Annotated in this window: 17 protein-coding genes; 12 read left to right on the top strand and 5 right to left on the bottom strand. The window is 64.8% G+C overall.

The genetic code is table 11. The annotated features are described in order from the left end of the window. Genes ACZYW1_RS21860 through ACZYW1_RS21850 form a run of 3 tightly spaced genes read right to left on the bottom strand, consistent with a single transcriptional unit; the run spans position 1 to position 2,715 of the window. The gene (locus tag ACZYW1_RS21860) at positions 1-423 is read right to left on the bottom strand and encodes a PPOX class F420-dependent oxidoreductase (RefSeq protein ID WP_463788545.1); all 423 of its coding nucleotides are present in this window, start codon (positions 421-423) and stop codon (positions 1-3) included. 8 nt (positions 424-431) lie between these two features. Further along, positions 432-1,541 (bottom strand): acyl-CoA dehydrogenase family protein, encoded by a 1,110-nt coding sequence (locus ACZYW1_RS21855; RefSeq protein ID WP_463788544.1) that lies wholly within the window; start codon positions 1,539-1,541, stop codon positions 432-434. Positions 1,542-1,554: 13 nt separating this feature from the next. Beyond that, a complete protein-coding gene (locus ACZYW1_RS21850) occupies positions 1,555-2,715 on the bottom strand; it encodes an acyl-CoA dehydrogenase family protein (protein ID WP_463788543.1) in 1,161 nt (386 codons plus the stop codon). A gap of 179 nt (positions 2,716-2,894) precedes the next feature. On the opposite strand from ACZYW1_RS21850, the gene ACZYW1_RS21845 reads away from it, so the two are divergent. Genes ACZYW1_RS21845 through holA form a run of 3 tightly spaced genes read left to right on the top strand, consistent with a single transcriptional unit; the run spans position 2,895 to position 6,265 of the window. Beyond that, on the top strand, positions 2,895-3,725 hold the full coding sequence (locus ACZYW1_RS21845; protein ID WP_463788542.1) for a helix-hairpin-helix domain-containing protein: 831 nt from the start codon (positions 2,895-2,897) through the stop codon (positions 3,723-3,725). Between the two features lie 50 nt (positions 3,726-3,775). Continuing rightward, a complete protein-coding gene (locus ACZYW1_RS21840; protein ID WP_463788834.1) occupies positions 3,776-5,290 on the top strand; it encodes a ComEC/Rec2 family competence protein in 1,515 nt (504 codons plus the stop codon). Positions 5,291-5,302: 12 nt separating this feature from the next. Beyond that, positions 5,303-6,265 (top strand): DNA polymerase III subunit delta, encoded by a 963-nt coding sequence (holA, locus tag ACZYW1_RS21835; protein WP_463788541.1) that lies wholly within the window; start codon positions 5,303-5,305, stop codon positions 6,263-6,265. A 4-nt stretch (positions 6,266-6,269) separates the two neighbouring features. Here holA and rpsT read toward each other — a convergent pair whose 3' ends face one another. Next, entirely contained in the window at positions 6,270-6,536 is a 267-nt protein-coding gene (gene rpsT / locus ACZYW1_RS21830) for a 30S ribosomal protein S20 (RefSeq protein WP_463788540.1), read from the bottom strand. A 294-nt stretch (positions 6,537-6,830) separates the two neighbouring features. Here rpsT and ACZYW1_RS21825 point away from each other — a divergent pair, with 294 nt between their 5' ends. From ACZYW1_RS21825 to ACZYW1_RS21810, 4 genes are all read left to right on the top strand, one after another. After that, on the top strand, positions 6,831-8,408 hold the full coding sequence (locus tag ACZYW1_RS21825; RefSeq protein WP_463788833.1) for a circularly permuted type 2 ATP-grasp protein: 1,578 nt from the start codon (positions 6,831-6,833) through the stop codon (positions 8,406-8,408). Next, positions 8,408-9,388, top strand: coding sequence for an alpha-E domain-containing protein (locus ACZYW1_RS21820; RefSeq protein WP_463788539.1), 981 nt, complete (start codon positions 8,408-8,410; stop codon positions 9,386-9,388). Before ACZYW1_RS21825 ends, ACZYW1_RS21820 begins: the two co-directional genes overlap by 1 nt. Next, entirely contained in the window at positions 9,388-10,227 is an 840-nt protein-coding gene (locus ACZYW1_RS21815; RefSeq protein ID WP_463788538.1) for a transglutaminase family protein, read from the top strand. Before ACZYW1_RS21820 ends, ACZYW1_RS21815 begins: the two co-directional genes overlap by 1 nt. Positions 10,228-10,358: 131 nt before the next feature. Beyond that, positions 10,359-10,787 carry a CBS domain-containing protein gene (locus ACZYW1_RS21810; protein ID WP_463788537.1) on the top strand — a complete coding sequence of 143 codons (429 nt, stop codon included), beginning with the start codon at positions 10,359-10,361 and terminating at the stop codon, positions 10,785-10,787. Between the two features lies 1 nt (position 10,788). Here the strand turns inward: ACZYW1_RS21810 and ACZYW1_RS21805 are convergent, their stop codons facing one another. Continuing rightward, positions 10,789-11,367: a type II toxin-antitoxin system PemK/MazF family toxin gene (locus ACZYW1_RS21805; protein ID WP_463788536.1), complete on the bottom strand. Its 579-nt coding sequence runs from the start codon at positions 11,365-11,367 to the stop codon at positions 10,789-10,791. Positions 11,368-11,831: 464 nt separating this feature from the next. Here ACZYW1_RS21805 and ACZYW1_RS21800 point away from each other — a divergent pair, with 464 nt between their 5' ends. The 5 genes from ACZYW1_RS21800 (at position 11,832) to ACZYW1_RS21780 (ending at position 18,937) form a co-directional block, all read left to right on the top strand. Continuing rightward, positions 11,832-13,421 (top strand): autotransporter outer membrane beta-barrel domain-containing protein, encoded by a 1,590-nt coding sequence (locus tag ACZYW1_RS21800; RefSeq protein WP_463788535.1) that lies wholly within the window; start codon positions 11,832-11,834, stop codon positions 13,419-13,421. Between the two features lie 349 nt (positions 13,422-13,770). Further along, positions 13,771-14,766, top strand: a complete 996-nt coding sequence (locus ACZYW1_RS21795) for a hypothetical protein (RefSeq protein WP_463788534.1) — start codon at positions 13,771-13,773, stop codon at positions 14,764-14,766. A gap of 338 nt (positions 14,767-15,104) precedes the next feature. Then, positions 15,105-16,196, top strand: a complete 1,092-nt coding sequence (locus tag ACZYW1_RS21790) for a hypothetical protein (RefSeq protein WP_463788533.1) — start codon at positions 15,105-15,107, stop codon at positions 16,194-16,196. Positions 16,197-16,325: 129 nt separating this feature from the next. Next, the gene (gene lepA / locus ACZYW1_RS21785; RefSeq protein WP_463788832.1) at positions 16,326-18,176 is read left to right on the top strand and encodes a translation elongation factor 4; all 1,851 of its coding nucleotides are present in this window, start codon (positions 16,326-16,328) and stop codon (positions 18,174-18,176) included. 2 nt (positions 18,177-18,178) lie between these two features. Beyond that, positions 18,179-18,937 (top strand): sensor domain-containing protein, encoded by a 759-nt coding sequence (locus ACZYW1_RS21780; RefSeq protein WP_463788532.1) that lies wholly within the window; start codon positions 18,179-18,181, stop codon positions 18,935-18,937. Positions 18,938-18,982 lie beyond the last annotated feature (45 nt).

The following is an 18,982-nucleotide window of genomic DNA, read 5'->3' as shown; positions in this document are numbered from 1 at the left end:
TCAGTCGGCGACGCGGAACATCGCGTTGACCTTCGTCGGCTGAACCCGCACCACCAGTTCGCCCGGTACCGCGTTGCGTCGCCCGAATTCCTCGGCGCGGTCGCTGCCCATGTAGCGGCCACCGATGCGCGTCGCGATGTCGAGCAGGTCCCCGGCGCCGTCGTAGGTGGTGGCGATGCCTTGCACCTGCACGAACGAGAACGGCGGATGCGGGTCGTCCACGCAGATCACGACGCGTGGATCTCGGCTCAGCGCACGGCCTTTCGCGGTCTCGGCGCCGGTGTTGAACACGAGCTGTCCGTTGTCGACGATGAACCACACCGGAGCCACCAGTGGCCGACCGTCCGACGCCAGGAACCCCAGCATCCCGGTGCGAGTCCCTGCCGAGAGGAACTCCACCACTTCCGGTGTGAGGTCAGCCATTTCGACGCTTACAGCGTGACGACTTCGTACTCGTTGACCTGGTCGATCAATGCGTGCAGATGGTCCCGCGACGACCCCAGGGTGTGGTCGATCGCCGTCAGTCGCGCCGCGTAGTGGCCGACCGGGTACTCGTTGGTCATCCCGATGCCACCGTGCAGTTGGATCGCCTCCTGGCTGATGTGGCGTCCCGATCGACCGATCTGCAGTTTGGCGCGTGCGGCGATCACCGGATCGAAGTTCCCGTTGGCGACCGACAGGCCGGCGTAGAGGTTCATGCTGCGCGCCAACTCCAGCGACACGTACATGTCGGCGGCGCGTTGGGTCAGCGTCTGGAAGGTGTTCAGCGTGACGCCGAATTGCTTGCGCTGCTTGAGGTAATCGGTCGTGAGCCGCAGAGCCTCTTCCATCGCACCGACCGCCTCAGCGCACAGCGCGGACTGGATGCGCACGACTCCGTTGCTGATCGCCTCGGAAGCGTCGACGGCATCGCCGAGCGGTTCGCCGGCGGCGTTGTCGAGGTCGATCTGCGCGCCGCGCTGACCGTCGAAGGTGCGGTACGGGTGGCGGGTGACGGCATCACCGTCGACCAGGAACAGGCCCACTCCGCCGTCGGGCAGCTTCGCGCTGACGAGCAGTGTGTCGGCCGAGTCACCGGCGAGTACCGGGTTCTTGTGGCCGGACAGAACCCATGAATCACCCTGCTGGACAGCGGTTGTCGCGACCGTGTCGTGCGAGGTTCCACGGGCGCCGGGCTCCAGGTGTGCGAATGCCAGCAGCCGCTCTCCTTCGGCGACCTCACCAAGCAGTTCCTGCTGGGCGTCGTTGCCGATCTCGGCGATGATCGCGCCGGGTCCGAGCGCGGCGTGCACCACCGGCTCGGGCGCGAGCCGCCGACCGATCTCGGTGAGCACGGTGATCACCTCGAGCTGACCGGCCTCCTCGGGGTCGAATCCCAGTCCGAGGATGCCGGTTTCGGCCAGTTGCTTCCACACCTCCCGGCTCCAGCCCAGCTCGGAGTCGACGGCTTTGAGGCGGCTCTCGACGTCGTAGCTCCGCGACAGCAGTTCACGGGTGGTGTCGCGGAGCAGCGTCTGTTCTTCGCTCAGTTGAAAGTCCATGTCAGTTCCTGCCTTACAAGCCGAGGATGGTCGACGCGATGATGGTCCGCTGAACTTCGTTGCTGCCGCCGTAGATCGACGTCTTGCGGTAGTTCAGGTAGTGCGGTGCGCTGCCCTGCGCCCAGGACGGCGAGGCGATGTCGCTACCGGCCTCGAACGGCAGCGAGTCGGGACCTGCGACCTCGACGAGCAGCTCGGTGGCGATCTGCTGCAACTGGCTGCCTCGCAGCTTCAGCACCGACGACGCCGGGTTCGGCTTGCCCTCCTTGGAGCCGGAGGCGACTCGCATCTGAGTGAGTTCCAGTGCCAGCAAGTCGTTTTCGGCTTCGGCGACGCGGGCCGCAAACAGCGGATCGTCGAGTAGGCCGTTCTCGGCGGCACGCTTCTTGACGTCTGCCAGCTTGACCTTGGTGCGACCGATCTGCGCGATGCCGGTGCGCTCGTTGCCCAGCAGGAACTTCGCGTAGCTCCAGCCCTGGTTCTCTTCTCCGACAAGCTGATCCGCGGGCACCCGGACGTCTTCGAAGAAGACCTCGTTGACCTCGACGCTGCCGTCGATCAACTTGATCGGACGCATCGTGATGCCGGGTGTGTCCAAATCTATGAGCAGGAACGAGATTCCGGCTTGCTTCTTGGGTGCCTGCGGGTCGGTGCGCACCAGGCAGAAGATCCAGTCGGCGTACTGGCCTAGCGTGGTCCACGTCTTCTGCCCATTGACCACATAGCTGTCGCCGTCACGCAGCGCGGTGGTACGCAGCGATGCCAGGTCGGAGCCGGCTTCGGGCTCGGAGAACCCCTGACACCACCAGATGTCCAGGGCGGCGGTCGGCGGCAGGAAACGTTCCTTGATCTCTTGCGAGCCGAACTCGGCGATGACGGGGCCGACCATCTTCGCGTTGAAGTTCAACGGCTCCGGCACCGACGCCAGCTGCAGCTCGTCGAGCCAGATCTGGTGCTGGGCCGGGGTCCAGTCTTTGCCGCCCCATTCGACCGGCCAACTCGGTACCGCCAGCCCGTGCTCGTTGAGGATCTTGTGACTGGTTGCGATGTCGTCGCGGTCGAGCCCCTCACCCGAGCGGGTGCGCTCGCGGATCTCCGCCGGGATCTTCGTCCTGAAAATCTCGCGTAGCTCGTCGCGGAAGGCTGTTTCGTCCTTCGTGAGCGCCAGTTGCACGGCAGTCTCCTCTGCTGGATCGGTCGTACCTGTATTGCACGTTATCCGGCTGCCCAACCAACCAGTCAGGCGGCTCGACGCTGAATCGTTCATGCACACTCACACGTCGATCCACAACGGACCGGTGCCGGGTGTTCCGGGCACACCGCGGTGGTGGTGGGCGGCCCTACCGTCGGCTCATGCGAACAGAACTGCCTGCCGAACGACTGCACCGGCGGCTCGGCGCCCAGCCGAGCGCCGAGGCGCTGTCCGAATCCGATTCCGAGGGTGACGACGCCGACAGTGACCCGAAATCGCTGCTGCCGCGATGGGTCCCGGACAGTGCAGACGACGGCTGGCTGGCCAAGGTCCGCGCCGATCCCGGCCGCGCCGGCGCCATCGCGCTGGCTGCGGTCGCGGCAGTGGCCGTCCTCGTCACCATCTTCACCCTGATGCGTGAAGATCGTGCACCGGTGGCATCGGCCAAGCTGCCGCCCGTCGACATGGCGGCCACGGCGAGCCGAAGCCCGAGCCCGGCCGCGCACCCGAACCAGCCGGTCGTGGTCAGCGTGGTCGGCCTGGTGCACACCCCGGGGCTGGTCACGTTGGCGCCGGGGGCGCGGATCGCCGATGCGCTGAAGGCAGCAGGGGGCACCACAGACGGTGCCGACACGATCGGGCTCAACATGGCCCGTCAGGTCGACGACGGCGAGCAGATCGTGGTCGGCATCGCCCCGGTCAAAGGTCAGCCCACTGTCCTGGGGAGTTCGGTGAGTCCGGGCTCGGCCACTCCCGGTCCGACCAGTTCGGCGTCCAGCCCCGCCAAAGGTGGGCCGGCACAGGTGATCAACCTCAACACCGCGACCGCCGAGCAACTGGACACCCTGCCCGGCGTGGGGCCGGTGATGGCGAAGGCGATCGTGGCCTGGCGCCAGGCGCACGGAAAGTTCACCAGCGTCGACCAATTGGGTGAGGTGGACGGTATCGGCCCGGGGCGGTTGGAGAAGCTGCGCCCGCTGGTTCGTGTCTGACGCCGGTGACGCAGCCGGCGATCGCCGATCCGGCGGTCACGCCGGTGGATGTGCGTCTGGTGCCGGCGGCGCTGACCGGTTGGGTCGTCACCGCCACCGGGATCATCTGGCCGATCGGCGCTGTCCTCGGGTCGCTCTGCCTGGCGGCCGGCGCGTTCGGAGCGCTGCTTTGGCGTTTCGGACCCCGACGTCGCCGGGTGCGGGCCATCGGCGCTGGGATGGTCGCCGCCGGAGTGGTCGGCGCGGGCTTCGGATTCGCGATTGCACTGCGTGCCAACGCCGTCGCGCATCACCCGATCGCGGCCGCGTTCGGCATCAGTGGCGAGGTGACGGTCACACCGACGGAAAGCGCGATGTCGGTAGGTCAGGGTCGGTTGTTGTTCCGGGCCAGCCTGCGGCAGTTCGATCAGGTCCAGATGTCAGGGCGCACAGTCGTTTTCGCGCAGGCGCGCGACTTCGGCTCGGTGATGACCGGCCGGCCCATGCGGTTTCGCGGGCGGATAGGCGCGCCCACTCGCCGAGACCTCAGCGTCGCCGTCATCACCGCGATCGGCGCCCCGACGATGGGCCGCGCCGGGCCGTTGAACCGTGCCGCGTACGCGGTCCGTGCCGGATTTGCGGCCTCCGCCGACCGCGTGCTGCCCCCGGACCAGGCGGCGATGCTGCCCGCGCTGGTGCTCGGCGATATGTCGACGGTCACCCCGGTGACCGGTCGAGAGTTCCGCACGGCGGGTCTGACCCATCTGACCGCGGTGTCCGGGGCCAACGTGACGATCGTCTGCGGCGCGGTGCTGTTCTCGGCGCGACTGGTCGGCCCGCGGGCCGCGGTCGGGCTGGCCGGCCTCGCGCTGGTGCTGTTCGTCATCGTGGTGCAGCCCTCGGCCAGTGTGCTGCGGGCGGCGGTGATGGGTGCGATCGCGTTGGTCGGTGTGCTGTCGTCGCGCCGCCGCCAGGCGATCCCTGCGCTCGCGGCGACCGTACTGGTGTTGCTGGTGGTCACGCCGCAGTTGGCAGTGGATGTAGGGCTGGCCCTGTCGGTGGTGGCGACGGCAGCGCTCGTGGTGATCGCGCCGGTCTGGTCGCGACGGCTGGTGGCCTCGGGTTGGCCCAAGCCGGTCGCGGACGCCGTCTGCGTGGCCTGCGCGGCGCAGTTGGTGACGGCTCCGCTGATCGCCGGCATCTCCGGCCGATTCAGCGTGGTGTCCGCCGCGGCCAATCTCGCGGTGGCGGCCCTGGTCGCCCCGATCACGGTGCTGGGCAGCGCGGCAGCGGCGCTGTGCCTGTTCTGGCCTACCGCGGCCCAGTTGCTGATCCGGTTCACCGGGCCCGAGGTGTGGTGGCTGTTACGGATCGCGCACTGGGCCGCGAATGTGCCTGGCGCGAGTGTCCCTGTGCCGTCGGGACTTTCCGGAGTGTTGACGGTCGGGGCCGGGGGACTGCTCACCGTACTGCTGTGGCGGTGGACCTGGTTTCGGGCCGGCATAGCGGTGGCGGGGTGCGTGCTGCTGGCATGGTCGCTGTCCGGTCTGCTGGCGGGGGCCGGGGGACATGTCGGCCGAACATGACACGATCGACCCGTGAGCCAGCAGGAGTCGGCAGTGCATCTCGTCCTGGGTGACGAGGCGCTGCTGGTCGAGCGCGCCGTCGCGCAGGTGCTGCGAACGGCACGCAAGCGTGCCGGCACCGACGACGTGCCCGTCGACCGGGTGCGGGCCGGCGATGTCGGGGTCTACGAACTCGCCGAACTGCTGAGCCCATCGCTGTTCGCCGACGAGCGCGTCGTGGTGTTGGAGTCCGCCGGTGAGGCCGGCAAAGAGGCTGCGGAGCTGATCGCCAAGGCTGCCGCCGATGTGCCGGCGGGCACCGAATTGGTCGTCGTGCATTCAGGCGGCGGCCGCGCCAAGGCGTTGGCCTCGCAGCTGCAGAAGCTGGGTGCAGAAACCCTCCTCTGCGCGCGAATCACCAAGGCCGGGGAGCGATTCGACTTCGTCCGCAAAGAATTCCGCGCGCTGAAAGTCAAGGTCGACGACGACACGCTCACGGCACTACTCGATGCGGTCGGCTCCGATGTGCGCGAATTGGCTTCGGCCTGCTCGCAATTGGTCGCCGACACCGGTGGCAGCGTCGACGTGGCCGCGGTGCGGCGCTATCACCACGGCAAGGCCGAGGTGAAGGGGTTCGACATCGCCGACAAAGCGGTGATGGGTGACGTCGAGGGCGCGGTCGAGTCGCTGCGCTGGGCGATGCTGCGCGGTGAGCCACACGTCGTCCTCGCCGATGCGCTCGCCGAAGCCGTCCACAGCATCGGCCGGGTCGGGTCGCTGTCGGGCGATCCCTATCGGTTGGCGTCGGAGCTGGGGATGCCGCCCTGGCGAGTGCAGAAGGCGCAGAAGCAGGCGCGGCGCTGGTCCCGCGATCAGGTGGCTGACGCGATGCGGCTGGTGGCGGCCTTGAACGCCGACGTCAAAGGGGCAGCGGCGGACGCGGATTACGCGTTGGAAGCAGCGGTGCGAAAAGTCGCGGAGTTGGTCGCGGACTGACGCTCTACTGAGCGAGCTTGTTCAGTGCTTGGGCCAGTGCCGACTTCTTGTTGGCCGCCTGGTTCTTGTGGATGACGCCCTTGCTCGCAGCCTTGTCCAGCTTGCGGCTCGTCGACACCAGCAACTCGGTCGCCTTGTCCTTCTCGCCGGCCTCGGCGGCTTCGCGGAATGCGCGGACAGCCGTGCGAAGCGACGACTTCACCGACTTGTTGCGCAGTCGGGCGCGCTCGTTGGTGCGGTTGCGCTTTTGCTGCGACTTGATGTTGGCCACGCGTAATTCCTCTTCAAATATCAGCGGCTGGTTCTGTCACGGGTCTGCCGGAGCGTGGTGACGCTTAAGCGGCGACTGCTCAGGGTATCAGTCCCGGATGCATTCTCCCAAAGTCAAGGACCTGGCCCTGCGGAGCGTGAAGATCTGATGCAGCATGGCAGCGTGGCCAACCGAACCGTTTCCGCCGAGTCCAAGCGGCAGCAGCCGAGTAAGTCGCAGCAGCAGTCGCAATCGTTCGAGCAGATTTTCGACGGCTATAACGCCACGAACGGCTATTCAGAGGCCTTCGATGAGATGTTCGACGGGCAGGGCAATGTCCGCGGCCCGTACAAGGGCATCTACAAGGAGCTGGCGCCGTCCAGTGCTGACGATCTCGACGACCGCGCCGAGGCGCTGAGCCGGGCCTTCGTCGACCAGGGCATCACGTTCTCGTTGTCCGGTCAGGAGCGTCCGTTTCCGCTCGACCAGGTGCCCCGCGTCATCTCGGCCGCCGAGTGGTCGAAGCTCGAACGCGGCCTGGTGCAGCGCGTCAAAGCTCTCGAGGCTTACCTCGACGACATCTACGGCGACCAGGAGATCCTGCGCGACGGTGTGATCCCCCGGCGTCTCATCACCTCCTGCGAGCACTTCCACCGCCAGGCGGTCGGCATCATGCCGCCGAACGGCGTGCGGATCCACGTCGCGGGTATCGATCTGATCAAAGACGAGAAGGGCATCTGGCGGGTTCTCGAGGACAACCTGCGCTCGCCGTCGGGGGTCTCGTACGTGATGGAGAACCGGCGGACGATGGCGCGGGTCTTTCCGAACTTGTTCGCCAGCCACCGGGTGCGGGCCGTCGACGACTACGCCTCGCACCTGCTTCGCGCGCTGCGCAACTCGGCGGCCACCAACGAGGCCGACCCGACGGTCGTGGTGCTGACACCGGGTGTCTACAACTCGGCCTATTTCGAGCACTCGCTGCTGGCCCGCCAGATGGGCGTCGAACTGGTCGAGGGTCGCGATCTGTTCTGTCGCGACAACCAGGTCTACATGCGCACCACCGAGGGTGAGCGTCAGGTCGACGTCATCTACCGCCGCATCGATGACATCTATCTGGACCCGATGCAGTTCCGGCCCGACTCGGTATTGGGCGTCGCCGGACTGCTCAACGCCGCCCGGGCCGGCAACGTGGTCATCTCCAGTGCCATCGGCAACGGGGTCGGCGACGACAAACTCGTCTACACCTATCTGCCGACGATCATCGAGTACTACCTCGGCGAGAAGCCGCTACTGGCCAACGTGGACACCTACCGGTGTTGGTTGGACGACGAGCGTCAAGAGGTACTCGACCGGGTCGCCGAACTGGTGATCAAGCCTGTCGAGGGCTCGGGCGGCTACGGCATCGTCTTCGGTCCGGAAGCCTCCACCAAGGAACTCAACGCGATCAGCAAGAGCATCCGCGACGACCCGCGGGGTTGGATCGCTCAGCCGATGATGCAATTGTCGACGGTGCCGACGCAGATCGGCGACACGCTGACTCCGCGCTACGTCGACCTGCGGCCGTTCATCGTCAACGACGGTCACGAAATCTGGGCACTGCCCGGCGGTTTGACCCGGGTGGCGCTGGTCGAGGGTTCCCGGGTGGTCAACTCCAGCCAGGGTGGCGGTTCCAAGGACACCTGGGTGCTGGCCTCCCGGACGTCGGCCGCCGAACGCGAACTCGGCGCTGCCGAGGTGGTCAAGGCACTTCCCAGCCCGGCCACCGACGACGACGAGGCCCAGACCGAGAAGGCGTCGTCGTCCAGGCAGAAACAGCGACAGTCGCAGAACAAAGCCGGGCCGAAACCGCAACTCACCCAACAGCAACAACAACGTCAGGCGGTGATTCGCTGATGCTCGCGCGCAACGCGGAAGCGCTGTACTGGATCGGTCGCTACGTCGAACGCGCCGACGACACCGCCCGGATTCTCGACGTCACGGTGCACCAGCTGCTGGAGGATTCCAGCGTGGATTCCGACCACGCCTCGCGAGTGTTGTTGCAGGTGTTGGGAATCGAGGAGCCGGACGATCAGCTGGACATGTGGTCGCTGACCGACGTGGTCGCATTTCGGCGCAACACACTCGGCGGTGGGAGCTCCATCGTCGACGCCATTACGGCGGCTCGGGAGAACGCCCGGTCTGCCCGCGAGGTGACGTCCACTGAAGTCTGGGAATGCCTCAACACCACCTACAACGCGCTGGGCGAACGTGAGCGCGCCGCCAAACGTCTTGGGCCGCATGAGTTTCTGTCGTTCATCGAAGGCCGCGCGGCGATGTTCGCCGGGTTGGCCGATTCGACGCTGTCCCGCGACGACGGGTACCGATTCCTGACGCTCGGCCGCGCGATCGAGCGCGTGGACATGACCGTGCGCATGTTGCTCTCCCGAGTCGGCGACAGCGCGGCGTCGCCCGCGTGGGTGACCGTATTGCGTTCCGCGGGCGCCCACGACACCTATCTACGCACCTATCGTGGTGTGCTGGACGCCAATCGGGTCGTCGAGTTCATTCTGCTCGACCGGCGCTTCCCACGGTCGATTTTCTATTCGCTGAAGATGGCCGAGCACAATCTCGACGAATTGATGCGCAACGCGAATGGCAGCATCGGCGCCATCTCCGAAGCGCAGCGATTGCTCGGCAGAGCCCGTAGTGAACTCGAGTTCGTCCGGCCGGGGGTACTGCTCGAATCGCTCGAGACACGTCTGGCCGGGCTTCAGAAATCGTGTTCCGACGTCGGAGAAGCGTTGGCAGTGCAGTACTTTCACGCTGTGCCGTGGGTTGCCTGGACCGACGCCGGTTACCGCGATCCAGCAACGACGAAGCAGGGGAAGAACTGATGTGGCGTCAGCGCGTGTTGCACGCGACCGGTTATGCGTACCCGTCGCCGGCGACCGCTTCCTTCAACGAAGCGCGGCTGACGCCGAGGTCGGACTCGCGACAGAACGTCGTCCTCAACAGGGTCGAGACCGTTCCCGCGACCAGGTCGTACCGGTACATCGACTACTGGGGCACCGCGGTCACCGCGTTCGACCTGCATGCGCCGCACACGGAATTGACCGTGACGTCCGCGTCGGTGGTCGAGACCGAGAAACCCGACCCGGTGGCCGAGGAGCTCACCTGGTCGGATCTGACCCACGAGACTGTCATCGACCGTTACGACGAGGTCCTCACCCCCACCGATCACGCCCCGGCAAGCAAACGCATTGCGGCCGTAGGCAAGAAGATCGCCAAAGAGCACGGTCCCGCCGACGCCGTGCTTGCCGCGTCCGAGTGGGTGCGCAACGAATTGGACTACGTGAAGGGCACGACGAGCGTGCACTCGTCCGGCCTGGACGCGCTGCGTGAGGGCAAGGGCGTCTGCCAGGATTTCGTTCACTTGTCGCTGATGCTGGTGCGCAGCATGGGGATTCCCGCCCGCTACGTCTCGGGTTACTACCATCCGGATGCCGATGCGGCGCTCGGCGAAACCGTCGACGGGCAGAGCCACGCCTGGCTGCAGGCGTGGACGGGAGGATGGTGGGATCACGATCCCACCATCAACAGCGAGATCAACGAGCAGTACATCACCGTCGGCACCGGACGTGACTATGCGGACGTGTCGCCGCTGAAGGGTATTTACTCCGGACAGGGCGCCACTGATCTGGACGTCGTCGTCGAAATCACCCGATTGGCATAGCTCCTGTGTTCCGTCGTCCCGACGGCGCGCGGGTGACCTGGCTGTTTGCCCGAATTTCGCCAGCTACTTACGAGTCGGCCGTTTGCGCCGTAGCCTGGGTGTGAAGCTGATCACACTTGACGGGAGGCTCGATGCGGATAGCAGATGTGTTGCGCGGCAAAGGCGGCGCGGTGGTGACGATCAACCCCGATGCCACGGTCGCGGAATTGCTCGCAGGTCTCGCCGAGCACAACATCGGCGCCATGGTGGTGGCCGCCGCCGACGACGTCAAAGGCATTGTCTCCGAGCGTGACGTGGTGCGGCAGCTACACAGCCACGGCGCATCGGTGCTGTCGCGGTCGGTGGAGAACATCATGACGGCCGTCGTCTCGACCTGTACCAAGGAAGACACGGTCGACAGCCTCACGCTGCTGATGACCGAGAACCGGGTACGGCATGTGCCGGTGCTCGAGGATGGGAAGCTGATCGGCATCGTCAGCATCGGCGACGTGGTGAAGACGCGGATGCAAGAGCTGGAAAGCGAGCACGAGCAGCTGCAGTCCTACATCACCCAGGGCTAGCTCAGCTCCACGAGTAATCGCGGCGCAGCCGCGCGGCGACCCGATCGAAAATCGGGCGTTCGACGATCGCACCTTCGCGCCTGATGCTCTCCTCGGGCACATCGAGCACCCGGTCGAGGCGCACCCAGCTGGGCCTGCCTTCGCCGTCCCAGCTGCCGCTGCCGATGCCCACCCACGAGCGGTCGGTCGCGTGCCGCTCCTGGCTCGACATGATCAGGCCGAGCAGCGTCGCGTGATCGCGGCCGACGACCAGCACCGGGCGGTCCTTGCCACGGGTCGGGTCTTCCTCGTAAGTGACCCAGGTCCAGACGACTTCACCCGGGTCTGCGCGGCCATCCAGGTCGGGGGAGTAGACGATCCTGCGGGCCCGATGTGCGGTGGGCGCACTCCTTTTCGTCACCGGCCGGCCGGCAGTGATCTCGGCCGGCGGTTCGGCCACCGAGCCTGCGAGGACCTCCAGGCCGAGCTTGATGCTGCGCCGCACAGTGGGCGATTTCTGAAGCTGCCGGACCAGTTTTGGCGCTTCACTGAACACCAAATTCTCGGCTAGCCGTTGAAACGTTCTCCATTGCGACGGCATCTATGCAGTTTAGGCCGGAACGGCCGGACGACGCGGCGCACGCCTGACTCGCCACGGCAACGGTCCAGCCCGCAACGAGCATGCACTGGGGCCATCCGCGCGCTATGAGCCGACACCGCCGACCAGTCCAACGCCAATCATCTTTTTCTCAGGTTAGAGCTGCGAGTAGCCCAGCGCAGACCGTCCAATTCACGGGTCTCAGATCGCGTTGAGGCCAAGAATCGGCCACCGGCACACACCTGTCTCCGCAGTTCAAGAGGCTATAAGACGCTCGTTGTGGCGGCACATGAGATGAACGGCAGGTTCCGGAGAAAAATAGTTCAAAGACTGTTGAAACTCATACAAAGTTGTTATCTTCCTCTCAGGTTTCCGGCAGTGGGGTTGCGGCTTCGGGCCGCGAGTACTGGGGGACCCTCCGACGGTTTACTCCCGAGTCGTCGGAACGCCCGTGAAAGGTCATTCAGATGTACATCCGCAAAATCGCCGCAGCGGCAGGCCTCGCCTGCGGCGCGGCTGTGGCGTTCGCGCCAGTCAGTGCGGCGGACAGCGCTGCCGCGAGTAGCTTTTGGCCCGGTATCGACGGCATCCTGGCCGGCTTGCCCGCCGCCGACACCCCGGCACTGAACCTGGCCATTTCGTTCGATGGCATCAGCTTGCTGTCGAGCGGCGACGCCAGCGCAACGACGGTCGCTGGACAGTATGGTTTCGCGCTCGCCTACGGCGACCACGCGAGCGCCTACGCCGCGGGCGGCTTCGGAAACTCGGCATCGGCTATCGGCACCTACGCGCTGGCCGACGCCGGATCAAAGACTGCCGGTGCCACTGGTTTCAACTTCAACTCAGCCACCGACATCGGCAACAACGCCGACCCCTCGACCTACGCGGGCGCGCCGGACGGTGCCTACGCGGGCGGCGGCAGCCTGATCGGCAACACCGACGCCGCGGTCGCAAGCTCCAACAACACCGCCCAATTCATCGGCAACGGCGGCACGAGCACGGAAGCGCTCAACGGCGGGAACTCGGGTTCCTTCGCCGGCGACAGCGGACTGATCGGCTACAACCACGTCGCCGGCAGCGGTAACACCGCCTACACCTCCGGTGACATCAAAGGTTTCGGTGACGGTTCCGCCGCGGTCGGCGGCACCGGCAACTCCGCCTTCACCAACGGCACCGAGACCGGCACCAACGAAGGCGCGTTCTCGGGCTTCGGCAACTACAACTCTGCCACCGCAGACACCAATTTCACGACCAGTGGCTCCGGCGTCTCAGCCACCTTCGGCAACTACAACTACGCGTCCGTCTACGGCCCTGCCAATAGCACCGCAGACGTCGGCGGCAACGCAGATCACCTCGGGAACGGCAACATCGGAATTGTGTCGGACCCGTTCGGTGCCACGGCCGACAGCGCGAATGCCGGCTCCTCAGCCACGACGTCTGGCAACAGCGACCTCGCCGAGGTGCTGCTCACCCATGGAAACGCGAGCGCCACGGGTGGAAACAACCTGTATGACATCATCTCGTTGTTCGGTAACGCCCATTCGGCGGCACTTCCTGCCGGCGCGGTCGCCGACCTTCCCGGTGGTGGATTCAACGACCCCGGCAACCTGCTGGGCGGCTTGTTCAGCGCCACACTGGCCAGTGAAATCAACGCGCTGAACAGCACTTTCTCCCTGGATATCGGGGCCGCCGGAATTGACCCAGACAAGATCATCACGGGTGAAGGCCCGTTCCCGTTCGACACCATCCTGGCGACGAACACGAACGAGACCTTCAACACCCTGGTCTTCGGATTGAACCCCGACAACGTCACCGACGGCATCCCGGGCTCCTACGACGTGTTCAACGGCGCCTTGACTGAGTTCTCGAACGCCTTCAACGTCGGGCTGTTCTCGCTGCTGGACCCAACGGGAACGTTCGACCCCGCTGACATCTTCGGACTGCACGCGGACTTCCTGACTGGTGGTGCCACGTCAGCGATCAGCGACTTCCTGCAGCTCGGCGTTCAGGACCTGCTCGGTTACTTCGACCCGAGCGCAGTGCTGGGCGGCCTCTGACTAAACCCGCTCTAGAACGAACCCCCGGAGGCGACTTCGGGGTTCGTTCTGCCCGCGGCACCGTCCTGACATGCGTGCTGCCGCGTTGTCCGGACCGCGGCGTGACTTTCGCAGAGCCGGGTTGCGACGCCTCCGCCCAGCTGGGAGGTCCACCGGTCTGGCACATCACGGGCGCCCACGAGAATCAGATGACAACCTGAAATTTTCTCAGCGAAACTCTTTCGAAACGCATACAAAATTGTTATCTTCGTCTCAGGTTTCCACAGCGGGGTCAGGCCTCGGCAGCCTGTGTTGGGGGACCTCCGGCGGTACGCCCGAACCGCCGGCGGAATCTTGAAGGGGAAATAAAATGCACATTCGCAAAATTGCTGCAGCGGCTGGTCTTGCGACTGGAGCCGCGCTCGCATTTGCGCCGCTCGCGCAGGCGGACCTCGGCGACACGGTTACCAGCACACTCAACACGGAGATCGGAGCGCAGAACCAGCTGTTCGAGTTCTACGCCGCGCTCACTGGCAACACCGCTGACCTCACCAAAGGTGCCACTGGCGTGTACGACTCGATTGCGGCATCGGTGATACCTCACGCGACCACGTTCGGTCAGGTCACAAATTTCGAAACCCTTCTCTACGGGACCAACCCGATCGTGGCGGGAATCGGTGGCTCGGGTCCGTTCAGCGAATACAACGGCGCGTTGACCCAGTTTTACGACGCGTACAACGTCTATGCCTTTGCCGCTGCCAATGGCGGTGAACTGGACACCAACGTCAACGACTACATCGGCTCGACGACCACGATCGGAAACGCGATCAGCGGTCCAGATGCCACCGTTTCGAGTGCCGCTCAGTACTTCTTCAACTTCGGCCTCGGCGACCTGAAGGGGTTCGAAGGCGACTTCACGCCGACGGCTGCCGGCCCCGGCGACATCTCTCCGTTCATCAGTAGTGAGATTGCCAACCTGAACCAGATGTTCGAATTCGACGGTCGCCTCGCTGGTGATTTCGGCGACATCGCGCCTCATGGGGACAGTGTTTTCGGCGTGGGCTTCGACACCATCGATCCGACCAAGGTGAGCGACTCGTTCGAATCCCTGATCTTCGGAGCCGCCGGCGCGAGCGGCGATCCAGGATCGTACGACGTGCTCAACGGCGCGGTGGGCGAGTTCTTCAACGCCACGAACGTCGGGCTGTACTCATTGCTGAATGCCGGCGACATCCTCCCGGATGCCGACTTGATCGGAACGCACTTCGATCTGTTGAACGGCACCGTCGCCGAAGCCATCTCCGGTTTCCTGCAGCTCGGCTTCCAGGACCTGGCGGGCTATTTCCTGCCGGCGATGGGAATGTAAGCGAAGCCACGTCATCAAAGGAGCCCCCGGGATCCCACCCGGGGGCTTCTTTGCGCCCGAGGGGTTGTTGAACGACCGCATGCCACGCCCAATCGGGCCCCAGTCATGTGTGAATCAGTCGTGAAAAATGTCAGAGCACAATTGGTGATTCTTTCGAGAGTTCCTGGCGCCGCATAGGAGTCTGATATATTTCTGTGAATAACCTTCTAAAATCCTGGGGAAATTGTTAGGTTGCTCTCAGGTTTCCGCCATGGGGTCAGGGCTCCACAAGCCTGGGTGGGAGGGGACCTCCGGCGGTCCGCCCGAACCGCCGGTGGTAAATCCGAGAGGGGAACACCATGAAAGTTCGCCAGATTTCCACGGTCGCCGGTCTCGCAACCGGTGCCGCCATCGCATTCGCCCCGCTGGCCTCCGCGGCCCCGGGCGATCTCATCGACTTCGACGCAATCAACGCCAGCCAGATCGCTGGCCTGAACTCGGTTTTCCAGTTCGGCGGTTTACTCACAGGTGTCCCCAACAGCGCCTTCGAAGTTCAACCCGGTGGATTTTTGGGTCTCACGGACGCGGGAATCACTCAGTATGCGCCTTACCTCGTGGACCCGTCGCAGGCGAGCGACGTCACTGCCTTCGAGAACTTCTTGTACGGCGTCAATCCGATCGCGGCCGGAATTTCAATGGATTCGGGCGCGTACAACGTGTTCAATGGCGCGCTGATTCAGTTCGCCGACGCGTCCAACGCGTCGCTGTTCCAGCTCTTCAACCCGAATGAAGTGGCCCCAGCCGACATCTTCCTCGGCTCTGCCACCAACGTCGCCAATGCGTTGGCCAGCGATGACGCGGCCGTGTACTTCTACAACTTCGGGATCGGCGACCTGTCCGGCTACTTCCAGACAAATCTGTCGTTCCTGCAGATCCCGGTCCCTGTGGAAGAGGTCGGCGGTGCAGCGGCTGCCGGCGAGATCGACTTCAGCGACCTGCTCAACTCGCAGGTCCAGGGTCTGAACGGAATCTTCAACTTGGCCGCCGACCTCACCGGCGTATCCGAGAACGTCATACCTGGCATGGGTGACCTCCCGTTCGACACGATCCCCACCGCTGACTCCTCCGAAATCTTCAACACGCTGATCTTCGGATTGAACCCGGGCAGCGTGACGGACGACGCCGTCATCGGTTCGTACCACGTGCTGAACGGTGCGCTCACGCAGTTCTCCGACGCCTACAACGTCGGGCTGTACGCACTGCTCAGCGGCGGTGAGCTGGTGCCCGAGGCCAACTACGGCGACTTCCTGTTCGGTGCAGAGGCCTCCATCCTCGACGCCATCGGCGGCGAAGATGCCACGGTCTTCAGTGCCATTACGGACTTCCTGACCAATGGCTTCAACGATCTGCTGGGTTACTTCGACCCGAGTGCACTGTTGGGCGCCATGTAATAAGTCCGCTCCACAACGAACCCCCGGAGGCAACTCCGGGGGTTTCGTTGTGGGCCACCGGACCACGATTGTGCTGCGGTGCCTATACCTCGATACGCTGGTAGCGCCTAAGCCCGGCTTCACCAGGAGATTCCCATCAGCAGTTTCGCCGACCAAACGTTCACTGCGCCGGCGCAGATTCGGAACTTCTGCATCATCGCCCACATCGACCATGGCAAGTCCACGCTGGCGGACCGGATGCTGCAGCTCACCGGCGTCGTCGACGAGCGCTCGATGCGCGCCCAATACCTCGACCGGATGGACATCGAGCGTGAGCGTGGCATCACCATCAAGGCGCAAAACGTCCGGCTGCCGTGGGAGGTCGACGGCGAGCAATTTGTCCTGCACCTGATCGATACCCCCGGCCACGTCGACTTCACCTACGAGGTGTCCCGCGCGCTGGAGGCCTGCGAGGGTGCCGTGCTGCTGGTCGACGCCGCCCAGGGCATCGAGGCTCAGACGCTGGCCAACCTCTACCTGGCGCTGGATCGCGATCTGCACATCATTCCGGTGCTCAACAAGATCGACCTGCCCGCCGCCGACCCGGAGCGCTACGCCGCCGAGATCGCCCACATCATCGGTTGCGAACCCGACGACGTACTGCGGGTGTCCGGTAAGACCGGCGAAGGTGTCGCCGACCTTCTCAACCACGTGGTGCGCGAGGTTCCGCCGCCGACCGGTGACGCCGACGCTCCCACTCGCGCAATGATTTTCGACTCCGTCTACGACATCTACCGGGGCGTGGTCACCTACGTCCGCGTCGTGGACGGCAAAATCACTCCGCGCCAGAAGGTCACGATGATGTCCACCGGTTCCACCCACGAGCTCCTGGAAGTCGGCATCGTCTCGCCAGAACCAAAGGCCTCCGTCGGCCTCGGCGTCGGGGAGGTCGGCTACCTGATCACCGGAGTGAAAGATGTTCGCCAATCCAAAGTCGGCGACACCGTCACCACGGCGAAACACGGTGCCACCGAACCGCTCACCGGATACCGCGAACCCCGGCCGATGGTGTACTCCGGCTTGTATCCGGTCGACGGGTCCGACTATCCCGATCTGCGTGACGCGCTCGAGCGGCTGCAACTCAACGATGCCGCGCTGACCTACGAGCCGGAGACGTCGGTGGCGCTGGGTTTTGGCTTCCGCTGCGGCTTCCTCGGACTGCTGCACATGGAAATCACCCGTGAGCGCTTGGAGCGGGAGTTCAACCTCGACCTCATCTCGACGTCGCCGAACGTCGTGTATCGCGTTGTCAAGGAAGACAATTCCGAACTCGTCGTCACCAACCCGTCGGACTGGCCGGAAGGCAAGGTCCGTGCCGTCTACGAACCCATCACCAAGACCACGATCATCACGCCCAGTGAATTCATCGGCACCATCATGGAGCTCTGCCAATCTCGGCGCGGTGAACTCGGCGGCATGGACTACCTGTCGCCCGAACGCGTCGAGCTGCGCTACACGATGCCGATGGGGGAGATCATCTTCGACTTCTTCGACTCGCTGAAGTCACGCACCCGCGGCTACGCCAGCCTCGACTACGAAGAGTCCGGCGAACAGGAGGCGGCGCTGGTCAAGGTTGACATCCTGTTGCAGGGCGAGGCCGTCGATGCGTTCAGCGCGATCGTGCACAAGGACGGCGCCGCGGCCTACGGCAACAGGATGACCGTCCGGCTGAAGGAGCTCATCCCGCGTCAGCAGTTCGAGGTGCCGGTGCAGGCGGCCATCGGATCCAAAATCATTGCCCGCGAGAACATTCGCGCCATCCGCAAGGACGTGCTGTCCAAGTGCTACGGCGGTGACATCACCCGTAAGCGCAAACTGCTCGAGAAGCAAAAAGAAGGCAAGAAGCGGATGAAGACCATCGGCCGGGTCGAGGTGCCGCAGGAAGCGTTCGTCGCCGCGCTGTCCACGGACGCCGCGGGCGACAAAGGCAGCAAGAAGTAGCCATGCGCGGCCTCCGGTTGGTGACGGTATGTGCGGTGATTGCCGCTGTCGTAGTCGGCTGCGGTCCTGTCGTTGCCGGCACGGCGAAGCCGGCGCCGAACCTCAAACCAAAGCCGTTGTCCGGCAGGGTCGTCGAACGCGTTCTGCGCAACGGCAAGGTGCTGTCGCGGATGCTCGGCCAACCCTTCGTTGCTCGTCAACCCGCGAAATTCGGTGGCGCGGACGTGCTCGACCAGCGAGATGCGTCTCCGGAATCGGCCGACTGCCTGGCCGTCGCGGCGATGTTGCAGAAGAGCGTGTACGGCTCCGCCGACGTCGAGGATGTGGCATCGGTGTCGTGGTGGAACAACGGCGACCCCGCCCAGGTGATCAGTGTGATGGAGGGCGTGGTCGCACTGCCGTCCGCCGAGCAGGCGCAGGCGTTGTTCGCCAAGTTCCCCGAGCAATGGCAACGATGCCAAGGTCAGACCACGACCGAAGACGCCGGACCGATCAACACCACGACTGTGATCGGTGACGTCCACACCATGGATTCCGTTGTCGCAGTGACCAATACCGCAACATCCACGCTTCCCAATATGCCGGCGCTGACGCCCACCCCGCAGGCGCGCGCCGTCGGCGTCCGACTGAACTGCATCGTCGAGGTCGAAATCGTCTTCTTCGGCGAGCGACGGCCCTCGGACCCGGGATCAGCCAAACCGGACACCAGTGCGGTCGATGTCGCCCACGCGATGATGGAGAAGGTCAGCGAGCTGAGCTGACCCGGAACATGTTGATGAGGACCCACACCCGCACTCGGACAGACA

It is taken from the genome of Mycobacterium sp. IDUB_36, assembly GCF_055419225.1.
Note: the sequence above shows the minus strand (reverse complement) of the source record. Positions and strands in the feature narration are given on the sequence as shown.

What these genes read in the sequence shown, in the direction of transcription:
- ACZYW1_RS21790 (WP_463788533.1), top strand. Translation starts at nt 15,105, where the DNA reads ATGAAAGTTCGCCAGATTTCCACGGTCGCCGGTCTCGCAACCGGTGCC.
- ACZYW1_RS21820 (WP_463788539.1), top strand. Translation starts at nt 8,408, where the DNA reads ATGCTCGCGCGCAACGCGGAAGCGCTGTACTGGATCGGTCGCTACGTC.
- ACZYW1_RS21800 (WP_463788535.1), top strand. Translation starts at nt 11,832, where the DNA reads ATGTACATCCGCAAAATCGCCGCAGCGGCAGGCCTCGCCTGCGGCGCG.
- ACZYW1_RS21860 (WP_463788545.1), bottom strand. Translation starts at nt 423, where the DNA reads ATGGCTGACCTCACACCGGAAGTGGTGGAGTTCCTCTCGGCAGGGACT.
- ACZYW1_RS21815 (WP_463788538.1), top strand. Translation starts at nt 9,388, where the DNA reads ATGTGGCGTCAGCGCGTGTTGCACGCGACCGGTTATGCGTACCCGTCG.
- ACZYW1_RS21780 (WP_463788532.1), top strand. Translation starts at nt 18,179, where the DNA reads ATGCGCGGCCTCCGGTTGGTGACGGTATGTGCGGTGATTGCCGCTGTC.
- ACZYW1_RS21825 (WP_463788833.1), top strand. Translation starts at nt 6,831, where the DNA reads ATGTTCGACGGGCAGGGCAATGTCCGCGGCCCGTACAAGGGCATCTAC.
- ACZYW1_RS21810 (WP_463788537.1), top strand. Translation starts at nt 10,359, where the DNA reads ATGCGGATAGCAGATGTGTTGCGCGGCAAAGGCGGCGCGGTGGTGACG.
- ACZYW1_RS21805 (WP_463788536.1), bottom strand. Translation starts at nt 11,367, where the DNA reads ATGCCGTCGCAATGGAGAACGTTTCAACGGCTAGCCGAGAATTTGGTG.
- ACZYW1_RS21795 (WP_463788534.1), top strand. Translation starts at nt 13,771, where the DNA reads ATGCACATTCGCAAAATTGCTGCAGCGGCTGGTCTTGCGACTGGAGCC.
- ACZYW1_RS21845 (WP_463788542.1), top strand. Translation starts at nt 2,895, where the DNA reads ATGCGAACAGAACTGCCTGCCGAACGACTGCACCGGCGGCTCGGCGCC.
- ACZYW1_RS21855 (WP_463788544.1), bottom strand. Translation starts at nt 1,541, where the DNA reads ATGGACTTTCAACTGAGCGAAGAACAGACGCTGCTCCGCGACACCACC.